Here is a 13,799-nt window from a genome sequence, read left to right as displayed (position 1 = left end):
CACCGAGCCACCGATCGCCAATTCCACGTCTCCCCCCCGAGGTGCGCATGTCCCGCAATCCCCTGCTCGAATCCCACGAGCTGCCTCCCTTCGCCGAGATCCAGCCCGAACACGTGGTGCCTGCCATCGAGGAACTGCTCGCCCAGAACCGCGAGATAGTCGAGCAGCTTGTCGAGCAGGCCCGTCATGAAACGCCCAGCTGGGCGAGCCTGGCCGCGCCCCTCGAGGCCTGCAACGACCGGCTTTCGCGGGCCTGGTCGCCGATATCGCACCTCAACGGCACCATGAACAACCCGGCGCTGCGCGAGGCCTACGAGGCGTGTCTGGGCAAGCTTTCCGACTACAGCACCTGGCTTGGCCAGCACGAAGGCTTGTTCAATGCCTGGCAGGCCCTTCGCGACGGCCCCGCCTGGGCTGAACTTGATGAAGGACAGCGGCGCACGGTCGACAATGCCCTGCGCGACTTCCGCCTCGCCGGGGTCGACCTGCCCGCCGAGCAGAAGCGTCGCTACGGCGAGATACGATCACGCCTCTCGGCGCTGGCCAACACCTTTTCCAACCAGCTGCTCGACGCGACCCAGGCCTGGCACCTCGATCTGGCCAGCGACAGTCGACTGGCCGGCCTGCCCGAGAGCGCGCTTGCCACCCTCAAGGCCAACGCCGAAGCCAAGGGGCAGGAGGGCTATCGCATTACCCTGGACTTCCCGAGCTTCTTTCCGGTGATCACCTATGCCGATGACCGGGAACTGCGTCGCGAGGTCTACACGGCCTTCGTTACCCGCGCCTCGGACCAGGGTCCCAACGCCGGCCAGTTCGACAACGCCCCGGTGATGGAGGAAATCCTCGCCCTGCGCCATGAGCTCGCCGAGCTGCTGGGCTTTTCCACCTATGCCGACTTCTCGCTGGCCACCAAGATGGCCGAATCACCCGACCACGTCATCGCCTTCCTCGAGGACCTGGCCGCCCGCGCGGTACCCCAGGCCCGGGAAGAGTTTGCGGAACTCGAAGCCTATGCACGAGACGAGCTGGGCATGATCGAACTCGCGCCCTGGGATGTCGGCTTTGCCAGCGAGAAGCTGCGCGAAGCGCGTTACGATATTTCCGAGGAACAGCTGCGCCCCTACTTTCCGGCCCCACAGGTGGTCGACGGCCTGTTCCGCGTGGTCGAGCGCCTCTATGGCATCAGCTTCGAGGAAGATCGCGAGGCGCCCCGCTACCATGCCGACGTTCGCTACTTCCGCATCATGGAAGACGGCACACCGATCGCCGGTTTCTATCTCGACCTTTATGCCCGCGAGGGCAAGCGGGGCGGTGCCTGGATGGACGAATGCCGCGTTCGCCGCCTGGAAGGCGGCGACCTGCAGCTGCCGATCACCTACCTGACCTGCAACTTCACCCGCCCGGTGGGCGATAGGCCCGCCTTGCTGACCCACGACGAGGTGTGCACGCTGTTCCATGAGTTCGGGCATGGCCTGCATCACATGCTGACCCGCCAGACCGTTGCCGATATCTCCGGCATCAATGGGGTCGCCTGGGACGCCGTGGAGCTGCCCAGCCAGTTCATGGAAAATTTCTGCTGGGAGCGCGAGGGTCTCGACCTGATCGCCGGTCACGTCGATACCGGCGAGCCGCTGCCAGTCGAACTGCTCGAACGCCTCCAGGCCGCCAGGAATTTCCAGTCGGCGATGGGCATGGTGCGCCAGCTGGAACTCTCGCTGTTCGACTTCCGATTGCATCGCGAACTCGTGAACCCGACGGCCAGCGACATCCAGGCGCTGCTGAGTGACGTGCGCGACCGCGTCGCGGTGGTGCCGCGAGTGCCTTTCAACCGCTTCCAGAATGGCTTCGGGCATATTTTCGCCGGCGGTTATGCGGCAGGCTATTACAGCTACAAGTGGGCCGAGGTGCTCTCGGCCGATGCCTGGAGCGCCTTCGAGGAAGCTGGCATCTTCGACCCGGAAACCGGACGCCGCTTTCGTACCGAGATACTTGAGCGAGGCGGGTCGCGCGATGCTGCCGAGCTGTTCCGCGCCTTCCGGGGCCGCGAACCCAGCGTCGAGCCGCTGCTGCGCCACAGCGGCATACGTGCCGCCTGAACTATCGTCTACTAACCCACCGGCCGCCGCGTGTCTTCGGCGGCCCCACCGTGGAGTCCCCATGGCTACCGTGAAACGCTTTATCGCCGGTGTCATCTGCCCGCGCTGCGCCGAGATGGACCGCATCCGCGCCTGGGAGCAGAACGGCATCCGTTACCGCGAATGTGTCAGCTGCGATTTCTTCGAGCAGTTGCCCATCGAGGAGCAGGACGCGCCGGAACTCGAGACCCGCGTCAGCCAAGCACGCCAGGATCAGCAAAGCAGCGACTTCCAGCCGGTTAAAATTCTCGATCCCAAGGGTCGCTGATGTCGTCTCGTGGGCCATTGCGTCGCGCCTTCCCTGTTTCGCATGGCGCCTCCTGCTCCATTTATCTCCTTGCGCTGACACGACCACGCCACCCGTTGTGCGGATATCCACACAACCGGTGGCGTTTTCTGTGCGGACCCTCGCACCCTTGCTTACAGTCGATGCTCGACTTAGGTCTAAATATTAAAAACTATGTCATTGTTTTTAATGAATATTATGAGAATTGGCGTGTCATTTGCGCGGTATAACCGTTGAACGATGCCGCGCCCGGAAACAGGCAGTAATCGATCACAGTCACCATACTGATGTGTCGTCACCTTGCCCCCGCCCACTGGCGGGACTCCGGCGAACAACCATAACCCTCGCAAGGAGATACGCCATGCGTACTGCAGCCACCACGATTCTCACCGGCACGCTGGCCGGCGCCATGCTGGTCGCCGCCCCGGCCTCCGCTCAATCGGACCGCAGCGACTGGCCCGACAACTTTACCGTGGGCACTGCCAGCCAAGGCGGTACCTACTTCGTTTATGGGTCCGGCTGGGCCAACCTGATCTCCGACGAGCTGGACATCTCCGGCGGCGGCGAAGTCACCGGCGGCCCGACTCAGAACCTGGCGCTCGTCCACGGCGGCGACGTGGCCTTCGGCTTGACCACCATGGGCCCGGCCTCCGACGCCGTGTCCGGCAAGAGCCCGTTGGCGCCGGGACTGGAGATGGACAACGTCTGTGCGCTCTTCCCGATGTACGAGACGCCGTTTTCCATTACTGCGCTGGCCGACAGCGGCATCACCTCGATTTCCGAGATTCCCGACGGCGCCAGCATTGGCTTCGGCCCGGCGGCCTCCACCTCCGACACCTACTTCCCGGCCATCCTGGAAGAGCTGGGCGTCGATTTTGAGCGTCGCAATGGCGGCTGGACCGACCTCGGCGGGCAGCTGCAGGACGGCCTGATCGACGTCATCGCCTTCGCGGCAGGGATTCCGATTCCCGCCGTCAGCCAGCTCGAAGTGCAGACCGACGTGAACATCATCGAGTTCACCGAGGAAGAGCAGGCCAAGGTGCTCGAGGCCTTCCCGGTGTCCGAGTTCATGATTCCGGCCAGCACCTACGAGACGCTGGAAGAGGACGCGCGGGCGGTTTCCATGTGGAACTTCGCCATCGCTGGCTGTGACCTGCCGGAAGACTTCGTCTATGAAGTCACCAAGCTGACCATGGAAAACAACGATCGCATGATGGACGTTCACCGCACCGCGGCGACCACCATTCCGGAGAACATCAAGTACAACACCGTGCTGCCGTTCCACCCGGGTGCCGTGCGCTGGTACGAAGAGAATGGCTACGAGATCGATGACGAACTCAAACTGAACTAAGCCATTCTCTCGATCGCTGCCCCGCGTCGCACCCCCGGCGCGGGGCAGCTCGTCTGATCCTCTGTGATACACCCAAGGGTGCCTGCCATGTCCCATACCCCCAATCCTCGCCACCACGATGACAGCGACGAAGATGCCGTGGAAACCGTTATCGCCACGGGCGTTGACGATGAACCTGTCGAACCCAACCGGCGCCTGTTCACCGGCTGGCACTGGCTGCTGTTCAGCTTTCTGGCCATCGCCTACTCGAGCTTCCACCTGATCTCGCTGAACGTCTACCCGATGGAAACCTGGTCGTTTCGCATCGTGCACATCGCCGGCGCCTTGATCCTCGGCTACGGCCTCTACACGGGCGCAAGCTTCGCCTCGGAGGGTGAGTCGTCACCTGTCTCGCGTGCGCTGACCTGGGCAAGTTATGCCCTGTTGATACCCGCCATCTATGCCTTGGTGCAGGTGTTTCTGATCCAGAACGCCATGAGCGGCGGTGCCATGCGCATTGAGCCCGCCGTGGAAACCTGGCATTTCGGCTTTCCGCTGATCTTCGCCACCGCCTCGGCCATCGTGATTTCGTGGTTCCATCGGCGCACCCGTCAGCATCTCTGCCCGTCCGACCTGGTACTGATGGTCGCGGCCATTGCCAGCGCCGGCTACCTGCTGATCATGTTCAACAGCCCGCTGCGCGCCTCGACCGGCACCTCCTTCGCGCCTATCGGCATCTCCTGGGCGGCGATTGCCGGTTCGTTGCTGATTCTGGAACTTACCCGCCGCGTGACGGGCCTGGCGCTGGTGGTGATCTCCACCATCTTCCTGGTCTACGTGTTTGCCGGTCCCTATCTGCCGGGCTTCCTGGGGTATCCCGGGCTGTCGCTCAACCGTTTCTTCAGCCAGGTCTATACCGACGCCGGCATTCTCGGGCCGACCACAGCGGTCTCCTCGACCTACATTATCCTGTTCATCATCTTCGCCGCCTTCCTGCAGGCCTCGAAGGTCGGTGACTACTTCGTGAATTTCGCCTTCGCCGCCGCCGGCCGCGCCCGTGGCGGTCCGGCCAAGGTGGCGATCTTCGCCTCCGGCCTGATGGGCATGATCAACGGCACCAGCGCCGGCAACGTGGTGTCCACCGGCTCGTTGACCATCCCGCTGATGAAGAAGGTCGGCTATCCGGCCAAAAGCGCCGGCGCCATCGAGGCCGCGGCATCGACCGGCGGACAGATCATGCCGCCGATTATGGGCGCCGGTGCCTTTATCATGGCCGAGATCACCGGGATTCCGTATACCGAGATCGCCGTGGCGGCTCTGATCCCGGCGATTCTCTACTTCGTGTCGGTCTACTTCATGGTCGACTTCGAGGCGGCCCGCAAGGGCATGCGCGGCATGCGCAAGGACGAAATTCCGCTGTTCTCGAAGCTGGTCAAGCAGGTCTACCTGTTTGCGCCGATCATCATCTTGATCGCCGCGCTGTTCATGGGCTATTCGGTGATTCGTGCGGGCACCCTGGCGACGGCCTCCGCCGCCGTGGTGAGCTGGTTCTCGCCCAACAAGATGGGCCCGCGCGACATTCTCAGGGCGCTGCAGCTGGCCGGCACCATGGCCATCCAGATCATTGCCGTGTGCGCCTGCGCCGGCCTAATCGTCGGTGTCATTTCGCTGACCGGCGTCGGGGCGCGCTTCTCCTCGCTGCTGCTGGGCCTGGCCGGCGTCAGCCAACTGCTGGCGCTGCTGTTCGCCATGTGCATCAGCATCCTGCTGGGCATGGGCATGCCAACCACGGCGGCCTATGCGGTGGCGGCATCGGTGGTCGCACCGGGCCTGATCAACATCGGCATCCAGCCCCTGGTCGCTCACTTCTTCGTGTTCTACTTTGCGGTGGTCTCGGCGATCACCCCACCGGTCGCGCTGGCGTCCTACGCGGCCGCCGGTATTTCCGGCGCCAACGCCATGGGCACCTCGGTCGCGTCCTTTAAGATCGGACTCGCCGCCTTCATCGTGCCGTTCATGTTCTTCTACAGCCCGGCCATGCTGATGGAAGGCTCCTGGTTCCAGATCCTGCGCGTGGGCGCAACGGCTACGCTCGGCATCGTATTGCTAGCCGGCATGGTGCAGGCGTGGTTCTTCGGCCCGGTGAAGGCCTGGCAGCGAGTGGTCATGTTGATCGGCGCACTCTTCCTGATCTACGGCGGCATCTATACCGACATTGCCGGCCTGGTGATCGGTGGTGCGTTGTTCATGATGCAGCGCGGCGCTCACGGAGGCGGCGCCAAACCCGTTACTTCAAGTTAGTCAACGCATAACCGGCGAGCCGTGATGGTGTGTTACACAAGAAGGCCCCGCTTAGTTAGCGGGGCCTTCTTGTGTCGTGGGCTTGAGTCATGCCATGTAACTTGGCAGGGGCGCTTCAGGTCAGGACTCGACCACCCCGCAGGCCATGCGGCCACCCCCACCGCCCAGCGGCTCGGGTTCGTCGGAATAATTATCGCCACCGGCGTGGATCATCAGGCTGCGTCCGCTCATGTCGTCGAGGCTCAACCGCGGCGCCAGAACCGGTAGCGTGGCTTTTTCTTCCTGATTCGCGGTCAATACCGGCAGGTCGCCCAGGTGTCCTTCCCCGTAGGGGCCTTCGTGACGACCGGTGTCCTCGGGATCATAATGGCCTCCGGCTTTCTGAGCGGCCGCCATTTCCCCGGCGTCGTTCTCGCCCGGCTCACAACTGGCCTCCTGATGAACATGGAAGCCATAGATGCCCGGTGCAATGCCGCTCAGATCCGGCGTCAGCAGCAGGCCGTGCTCGGTGTCCTCGAGAGTAATCGTGCCGATGGATTCCTCGACGCCCTCGTCACTGACAAAGTGCATCTCGACGTCGCGGCTTTCGTTGGCGTGGCTGCTGGCGGCGACCAGCAGCAGCGAGGCGGTGGCGGCTCGCGTGAGAATGTCATAACGCATCTTGCGTCTCCTGTATCCGTTTCCCTGGAGGTACGGCTATCAGGATAGACATTCGTCGTGGCGGCTGCCAGCGGCGGCGTCAGGCCAGGTTGTCGAGAACTTTCAGGCTGGGTGCAGCCTGGTTGAGGGTATAGAAATGCAGTCCCGGCGCGCCGCCATCCAGCAGTCGCTGGCAGAGCCGTGACACGACCTCCTCACCGAAGGCGGCAATCGACTCGCTGTCATCGCCGTAGGCCTCAAGCTGCTTGCGGATCCAGCGCGGGATGTCGGCGCCGCAGGCGTCCGAGAAGCGCGCCAGCTTGGTGTAGTTGGTGATCGGCATGATGCCCGGAATGATGGGCACCTCGACACCCAGCGCGCGCGCCCGATCGACGAAATGGAAATAGGCATCGGCATTGAAGAAATACTGGGTGATGGCGAGGTTCGCGCCGGCCTTCACCTTGCGGGCAAAGTTCTCCAGGTCACGCCCGAGGCTGGGCGCCTGGGGATGTGACTCGGGATAGCCGGCCACGGCGATCTCGAAATGATCGCCGGTCTCCTCGCGGATAAACTCGACCAGTTCGTTGGCGTAACGAAACTCACCGATACCGCCCATGCCGGAAGGCAGGTCGCCACGCAGCGCCACCAGGCTGTCGATGCCCTCCTCGCGGTAGCGTGCCAGCAGGTCGCGCAGCTGGGCCTTCTCGCTCCCGATGCACGACAGGTGAGGCGCCGTGGTGATGCCCGATTCACGCACCGCATTGACGGTATGCAGCGTACGATTCTGAGTCGACCCGCCGGCACCATAGGTGACCGAGAAGAAGCGTGGGCGACGCTCGGCCAGGGTATCCCGTGCACTTTTCAGTTTTTCACGCCCGACATCGGTATTGGGCGGAAAGAACTCGAAGCTGACGCCTAGTGGATGTTCCTGCGTGCTCATCGGTAACACTCTCTTTAATGGCTATCTATCTTTATGGCTATCTATTTTGCTTTGACCTGGGCTGATGCCATGGCGCAACGACACCTGCCCGCGCCGCACTCGATACGTTCGTTCCCGAGCATGAATGTCGTGCATTCTGCCGCCCTGCCGGCGGGCTGACCAATGAAAGTTTCGCAGTTGTTCATTAGCGGCAGTCATGTACGAACTGCCGTCACTCGATTCACTTGCATGATCAAGTTCCGGGAGAGGCTCCGGACGCTGCAGGATGGCTATACTGATTGCCGTCGCCAGATGACGTGGCCGTAAAGACGTGGACGGTCCCCTTGGTGACGCCGACACTCCCTATCTGAGGAACACGACATGGATACGTCCAGGACCGATCAGACAGGCAAGCAAAGCCCCAAGGGCTCGAACCGAACCCCCGACCAGGACCGCCAGAGCGAACGCGACAAGGCGCGCCGGCTGACGGAGCGCGATACGCCCGACGACGCGTCCCGTAAGCGTCCCGAGGCGTCGGATGCCGACCAGGTCTACCGCCCGGATGCCAACGTGGATAACCAGCAGTCTGACTCGAACACCGAAACGCCGGGACACAATATCCCGAGCGACGCGGGGCAGACCAGCGGGGCGCAGGTCACCGACAAGTCCTCGCAAAAGGACAATATCAATGACAAGGCGGACAAGGCGCGGTCGGAGCGCCGCAATGGTTGATTCGACACGGGCCGGCGCGACTCGGTTGCCGACCGATTGCGCATGATTAGCCTGTTCAGGTAACCGCCACGCCTATCGCCTCCTGATCCATCGGGCCCGCCTGCGACCTGACAGCGGGCCCGCAAGCGGGCATCATGGACGCTTTTGCAGGCAGGAATGCGATAGTGGAAGGCGACCTTGGCGCTACCCTCCTCGGCCCCCTGTGGATGCTGCTGGCCTTCGTCGGACTGGGCTGGCTGGCCGCCCGACGCCTGGCCATCGACCCCCGCCCCATCGCCACCCTGCTGGTCTACCTGATCGCGCCACTGACCTTCTTTCGGGCCCTGGTGCTAGGCGGCCCCACGCCCGCCTACCTGTTCCTGACCGCGGTGCTGTTCCTGCTGGCAAGCCTGGTGGCCCTGATTGTCCATTCATTAGCGCGACATCGTTTTGCCCCCGAGGAAAGTGCGCTGCTGGCTTTCTCGTCCGGCACCGGCAACACCGGTTACTTCGGCCTGCCGGTCGCGCTGGTGTTGCTGCCGCCCCAGGGCGTAACGCTCTATCTGTTCTGCGTGCTGGGAGTGACCCTCTACGAATTCACGGTGGGCTTCTACCTGAGCGCCCGCGGGCGATTCTCGGTGGCGCAGAGCCTGGCAAAAATCATACGTTTGCCGCTGGTCTATGCCTTTCTCGCGGCCCTGCTGGCCAGCGGCCTGGAACTCGACGTACCGGACGCCGTGATGGAAGGCATGGCAGTCTTTCCCGCGACCTATACCCTGCTCGGCATGATGATCATCGGCATGACCCTGGGGCGCGTCTCGGTGAGAGAACTCGACCTGCGCTTCATCGGCGCCTGTGTGGCGATTCGCTACGGCCTCTGGCCACTGCTGGCCCTGGTCGCGGTGTTGGGCCTGCAGGCGTTCTTGCCGTTATCCCCGGCACTGGCGCTGGCCCTACTGCTGGTCGGCGTGGTGCCGATGGCCGCCAACGTGGTGGTGGTGGCGATGGAGCTTGGCATCGCCCCGGAGAAGGGTGCCCTGGCGGTCCTGATCACCACCCTGGCCGCCCCGCTATTTATACCCTTCTACCTGACCCTCCTGATGAGGCTTACCGGGATTCACTGAACGACGACCGGCACCGCTCACCATCGCCTTGCAGCCACCCCGCCCGCGGCTAGTCTTAAAGCATTGAACGACTAGCGAGAGGAGGCAGGCATGCAACGGCGGCATTTCCTGGTCATGGCGCTATTGGGCGTGTTATGGCTGCATACGCCGGCTACCGCCCATCACGGCTGGACCGGCGGCGAGACCATCGAACTCACCGGGACCATTACGGCCGCGCGCCTCGGCAATCCTCATGGCGAGCTGACCCTGGACGTGGAAGGCGACAGCTGGACCATCGAGGTGGGTCAACCCTGGCGCAACGCGCGTGCGGGGCTCGAAGACGGTGACCTGGCCGAAGGCGTCGAGCTTCGCGTATCGGGCGAACATGCCGGTGAGCGCCTGCTCAAGGCCGAACAGCTCTGGATCGGCGATCGGCACCACGTGCTCTATCCCGGGCGCATCTGATCACAAGCGATGGACGAGGTATTGACGCGACTGGCCGCGACCCCACTCGCCGAGTGGATGCGGCTGTCCCGCTGGGGTTACGCGGGCGTCAACACCCTGCACGTGCTCGGCATCGCGCTGCTGGTCGGTGCCATCGTGCCTCTGGACCTTCGACTACTCGGCCTGCGCCGCCACATCGGGCTCGCTGACGCGGCGAGCCTTCTGCAACCGCTGGCCATTACCGGGCTGTTGCTGGCTGCGATCAGCGGGGTTCTGCTGTTTCTCGCCGATCCCCACGGCTACGCCGCCACTCCCCTGTTCCTGCTCAAGCTGCTGCTGGTCCTGATGGCCGTCAGCAATGCCCTGGCGCTGAATTTCGGCGCTGGCCTGACAAGAGCTTCGACGGCGCGCCTACGCCTGCTGGGCGCGCTGTCGCTGGTGCTCTGGCTGCTGGTGCTGTGTGCCGGGCGTTTTCTGGCCTTTGTCTAGTCAGCCAAAAACCGGACCAACTATTGAGCCCGGCACTCAATACCGATAATCATGAGGCTTGAAGGGCCCCTCGGCCGGCACCCCGGTGTAGTCGGCCTGGGCCGCGGTCATGCGGGTGAGCACGCCCCCGAAGCCCTCGACCATGTAGCGGGCGACCTCCTCATCCAGATGGCGCGGCAGCACGGTGACCGCCAGCACCGACGCCTGCCGGTCGCCGGGAAGGTCGGCGAAGCGCTGCTCGTACAGGTGCAACTGCGCCAGCACCTGGTTGGCAAAGGAGCCGTCCATCACCCGCGAGGGGTGGCCGGTGGCATTGCCCAGGTTCACCAGCCGCCCTTCCGAGAGCAGGATCAGGTAGTCGCGACTCTGCGGGTCGAATTCGCCCGGCGTGCTGTCGCGATAGATCTTGTGCACCTGGGGCTTGACCTCCTCCCAGTGCCATTGGCGGCGCATGTGGGCCGTGTCGATTTCGCTGTCGAAGTGGCCGATATTGCAGACCACCGCCCCCGGCTTCAGCGCCTCGAGCATGGCGGCATCGCAGGCGTCGATGTTGCCGGTGGCGGTCACCACCAGGTCGATGCGCGAGAGCAGGGCCCGATCCACGCTCTGCGCACCGAGATTCTGGCCATCGACGTAGGGCGAGACGACTTCAAAGCCGTCCATGCAGGCCTGCATGGCACAGATCGGATCGATCTCGGCGATCTTGACGATCATACCCTCCTGGCGAAGTGAAGCTGCCGAGCCCTTGCCGACGTCGCCGTAGCCCACCACCAGCGCCTGCTTGCCGGCCAGCAGGTGATCGAGGCCGCGTTTGATGGCGTCGTTAAGTGAGTGGCGACAACCGTACTTGTTGTCGTTCTTCGACTTGGTCACGGCGTCGTTGACGTTGATCGCCGGAACCCTGAGCGTGCCGTCACGCAACATCTCCTGCAGGCGATGGACCCCGGTGGTGGTCTCCTCGCTGATGCCGTGGATGGCATCGAGCAACGCGGGATGCTTGTCGTGAAGCAGCGCCGTCAGGTCGCCGCCATCGTCGAGCACCAGGTTGGGCACCCAGCCATCGGGGCCACGGGCGGTCTGCTCGATGCACCACCAGAACTCCTCCTCAGTCTCGCCCTTCCAGGCGAATACCGGAATGCCCGCGGCGGCGATAGCGGCGGCGGCATGGTCCTGGGTGGAGAAAATGTTGCACGACGACCAGCGCACCGAGGCCCCCAGGTCGATCAGCGTCTCGATCAGCACCGCCGTCTGGATCGTCATGTGAATGCAGCCGGCGATGCGGGCCCCAGCCAGCGGCTGCTGAGCCCGGTACTTGTCGCGGATGGTCATCAGCGCCGGCATCTCGGTCTCGGCGATACGAATTTCGCGTCGACCCCAGTCGGCCAGGCCGATATCGGCGACCTTGTAGTCTGTGGTGGACGGAGCGGAAACGGCAGGCTGATTCATCGGCGACACTTCCTTTTCAAGTATGCAAGTGATCATGGACGCAAGAACCGGCCTCGAGCGCGAGGCCTGCCCCTCACTATATAGGCACTTCCAATATAGCCACTTCCGACGATACGCCACAACCGCCGACGCCTCGCTTCATCCGTCTCGTCAGAAGCCCTCGATGCCGGCTTCGCGCAGCCGCTCGGCCAGCGCTTGCACCGTCGGGTGATCGAAGAAGGCCACCAGATCCTCGGCGCGTTGTGGTCCTACGCCCAGCAATGCACGCCAGGCGGCCGCGTCGCGCCTGGCCAGGGGCTCCCAGCGCCAGGTGTTCGCGGGCTCAAGCCCAGGCGGCGGACCCAGGGCCGCCAGCCAGTCACTGAAAGCGCTCCGCCGCGCCAGGGCAAAGACGTCACGCAGCTGCGCGGCACGCACCTCGCCGATGCCGTGCACGGTTTCCAGCCGGGCGGTATCCAGCGTCAACCAGTCGAGCAGTCCCGCGACCAACCCCGCCTCGACCAGCGCCTCCCAGATGCCGGGGCCGACGCCGGACAGATCGAGCCCCCTTGAGCCGCCCAGCCAGACCAGACGCTCCAGGAACTGCGACTCGCAGCCGGGCGTCGGCCGCCAGCAGCTGAGGGCGTGATAGTTCTCCGCCTGCGGGGGCGATACTGCCGGTCGCTCGGTCGCTCGCCATGCCACCCCCTCGAGGCGCGGGATGGTCAACCCGGCCAGCGCGATGGTCACCTGATCGCCGGGGCGGATGTCCAGCGACTGCCAGTGGTCGAGTGAGCTCGCGCTGACGCGGCGAATCACCCGCCCGTCCAGCTCGACGGGTACGAGATGCAACAGCGGCGTGATGCGCCCGGTGCGGCCGATACGAAACTCGACCCCGCGCACCTCGGCAAGCGCCTCGCGGGGCGGGTACTTCCAGGCCACCGCCCACTCCGGCGGCTCGGCCTGCCACCGCTCGCCTGACGGACGCCGCCCCTGGCGAAGCACCACCCCATCGGTGGCGAAGGGCATGGCGCCGCTGTACCAGGTCTCGCGCCAGCGTTTCACGTCGGCCAGCGAGGTGACGGGATGGGTCATCCTGGTGCTTTCGGCGAAACCGTCGGTGTCGCCCACGGTGTCATCCAGTCTGGCCAGAGCCGCCAAGCGCGCCGGCATCGTGTCGGGGCCGTCGGGCCAGTCCCAGACGAAGAGCCCGATCCGCTCGGCCGCTTGCGCCGACAACTGGTGACGTGCCAAAAGCCCCGCGACCTCGCTGCGCGCCCCGGCGGTGCCGGCTTCTGCCTGGACATGGCCCTTGAGGCGCAGATAGAGCTCACCCTGCAGCACCAGATCCTCGTCCGTCGCCAGACGCACGGGCACCGCGGCGATTTTACCTGCATTCTCGGTCCAGTCCTGACCACCCCGGCCATCGCCACGGCTGACCGCACGCGTCAGGCGCCCGGACCGATAGACCAGGGTCACCGCCACGCCATCCACCTTGGGCTGGATCCAGGTATCGTCGCGGCGCGCCAGCCAGCGGCGCACCGCGTCTTCACCGTCGAGCTTGCGAAGCCCGGTCTGGACGATGGGATGCTCGACGGGCCCGGCGGGCAGTGTCGGCTTGGTAGCCACCTCCGGCACCTTGCCCGAAAAGCACGCCTGCCACTGCGCCAGGCGTTGGCGGGCCTGATCGTAGACGGCGTCGCTGACCGCCGGTTCGCCCTGGCCACTCTCTTCCGGGGCATAGTCTCCCGGGGCATAGTCTTCGGGGGAATAGTAGGCGCGGTCCCAGGCGTCCAGGCGCTGCGCCAGCGCGGCGACCTCGCGCTCGGCGCGTGCCGCCGTCCAGTCGGGGCAGGCATCGGCCAGGGCCAGCGAGCCGGGAAGCAGACTGGTCAGCCACCACAGGATAAGTACCGCTGGGAAGGACATGGTCGGGCCTCTCGGGAAACTCCCCCGACCATACCAACAGGCCCCGCGCGGCGCGTGCCGGCGGGGCCTGTCAGTTTGCGTAGGTGAT

General features: G+C 64.6%; 12 protein-coding genes. 8 read left to right on the top strand and 4 right to left on the bottom strand.

Going from position 1 to position 13,799, the window contains the following annotated elements; translation table 11 throughout:
• Window positions 1-47 precede the first annotated feature (47 nt).
• The 4 genes from prlC to BM341_RS06635 all read left to right on the top strand — a co-directional run bounded on the left by prlC (window position 48) and on the right by BM341_RS06635 (window position 6,052).
• Complete coding sequence (gene prlC, locus BM341_RS06650) at window positions 48-2,096, top strand: oligopeptidase A (protein ID WP_089794149.1); 2,049 nt, start codon at window positions 48-50, stop codon at window positions 2,094-2,096.
• Window positions 2,097-2,157: 61 nt separating this feature from the next.
• On the top strand, window positions 2,158-2,403 hold the full coding sequence (locus BM341_RS06645; protein ID WP_089794147.1) for a YheV family putative zinc ribbon protein: 246 nt from the start codon (window positions 2,158-2,160) through the stop codon (window positions 2,401-2,403).
• Window positions 2,404-2,782: 379 nt separating this feature from the next.
• Complete coding sequence (locus BM341_RS06640) at window positions 2,783-3,772, top strand: TAXI family TRAP transporter solute-binding subunit (RefSeq protein WP_089794145.1); 990 nt, start codon at window positions 2,783-2,785, stop codon at window positions 3,770-3,772.
• Window positions 3,773-3,859: 87 nt separating this feature from the next.
• Entirely contained in the window at window positions 3,860-6,052 is a 2,193-nt protein-coding gene (locus BM341_RS06635) for a TRAP transporter permease (protein ID WP_089794143.1), read from the top strand.
• Window positions 6,053-6,172: 120 nt separating this feature from the next.
• On the opposite strand, the gene sodC is transcribed toward BM341_RS06635, so the two are convergent.
• On the bottom strand, window positions 6,173-6,712 hold the full coding sequence (gene sodC / locus BM341_RS06630) for a superoxide dismutase family protein (RefSeq protein WP_089794141.1): 540 nt from the start codon (window positions 6,710-6,712) through the stop codon (window positions 6,173-6,175).
• Window positions 6,713-6,791: 79 nt separating this feature from the next.
• Window positions 6,792-7,631, bottom strand: coding sequence for a methylenetetrahydrofolate reductase [NAD(P)H] (gene metF, locus BM341_RS06625; protein ID WP_089794140.1), 840 nt, complete (start codon window positions 7,629-7,631; stop codon window positions 6,792-6,794).
• A 360-nt stretch (window positions 7,632-7,991) separates the two neighbouring features.
• Between metF and BM341_RS06620 the strand changes: the two genes are divergently transcribed.
• The 4 genes from BM341_RS06620 to BM341_RS06605 all read left to right on the top strand — a co-directional run bounded on the left by BM341_RS06620 (window position 7,992) and on the right by BM341_RS06605 (window position 10,357).
• Window positions 7,992-8,342: a hypothetical protein gene (locus tag BM341_RS06620; RefSeq protein ID WP_089794138.1), complete on the top strand. Its 351-nt coding sequence runs from the start codon at window positions 7,992-7,994 to the stop codon at window positions 8,340-8,342.
• 206 nt (window positions 8,343-8,548) lie between these two features.
• On the top strand, window positions 8,549-9,445 hold the full coding sequence (locus tag BM341_RS06615) for an AEC family transporter (protein ID WP_245784197.1): 897 nt from the start codon (window positions 8,549-8,551) through the stop codon (window positions 9,443-9,445).
• A gap of 90 nt (window positions 9,446-9,535) precedes the next feature.
• Window positions 9,536-9,889: a DUF6152 family protein gene (locus BM341_RS06610; RefSeq protein ID WP_089794134.1), complete on the top strand. Its 354-nt coding sequence runs from the start codon at window positions 9,536-9,538 to the stop codon at window positions 9,887-9,889.
• A gap of 9 nt (window positions 9,890-9,898) precedes the next feature.
• Complete coding sequence (locus tag BM341_RS06605; protein ID WP_089794132.1) at window positions 9,899-10,357, top strand: hypothetical protein; 459 nt, start codon at window positions 9,899-9,901, stop codon at window positions 10,355-10,357.
• A 36-nt stretch (window positions 10,358-10,393) separates the two neighbouring features.
• On the opposite strand, the gene ahcY is transcribed toward BM341_RS06605, so the two are convergent.
• On the bottom strand, window positions 10,394-11,803 hold the full coding sequence (gene ahcY, locus BM341_RS06600; RefSeq protein WP_089794130.1) for an adenosylhomocysteinase: 1,410 nt from the start codon (window positions 11,801-11,803) through the stop codon (window positions 10,394-10,396).
• 150 nt (window positions 11,804-11,953) lie between these two features.
• Window positions 11,954-13,711, bottom strand: coding sequence for an NAD-dependent DNA ligase LigB (ligB, locus tag BM341_RS06595; protein ID WP_089794128.1), 1,758 nt, complete (start codon window positions 13,709-13,711; stop codon window positions 11,954-11,956).
• Window positions 13,712-13,799: the final 88 nt, after the last annotated feature.

It is taken from the genome of Halomonas korlensis, from assembly GCF_900116705.1.
Lineage (GTDB): Bacteria > Pseudomonadota > Gammaproteobacteria > Pseudomonadales > Halomonadaceae > Halomonas > Halomonas korlensis.
Note: the sequence above shows the minus strand (reverse complement) of the source record. Positions and strands in the feature narration are given on the sequence as shown.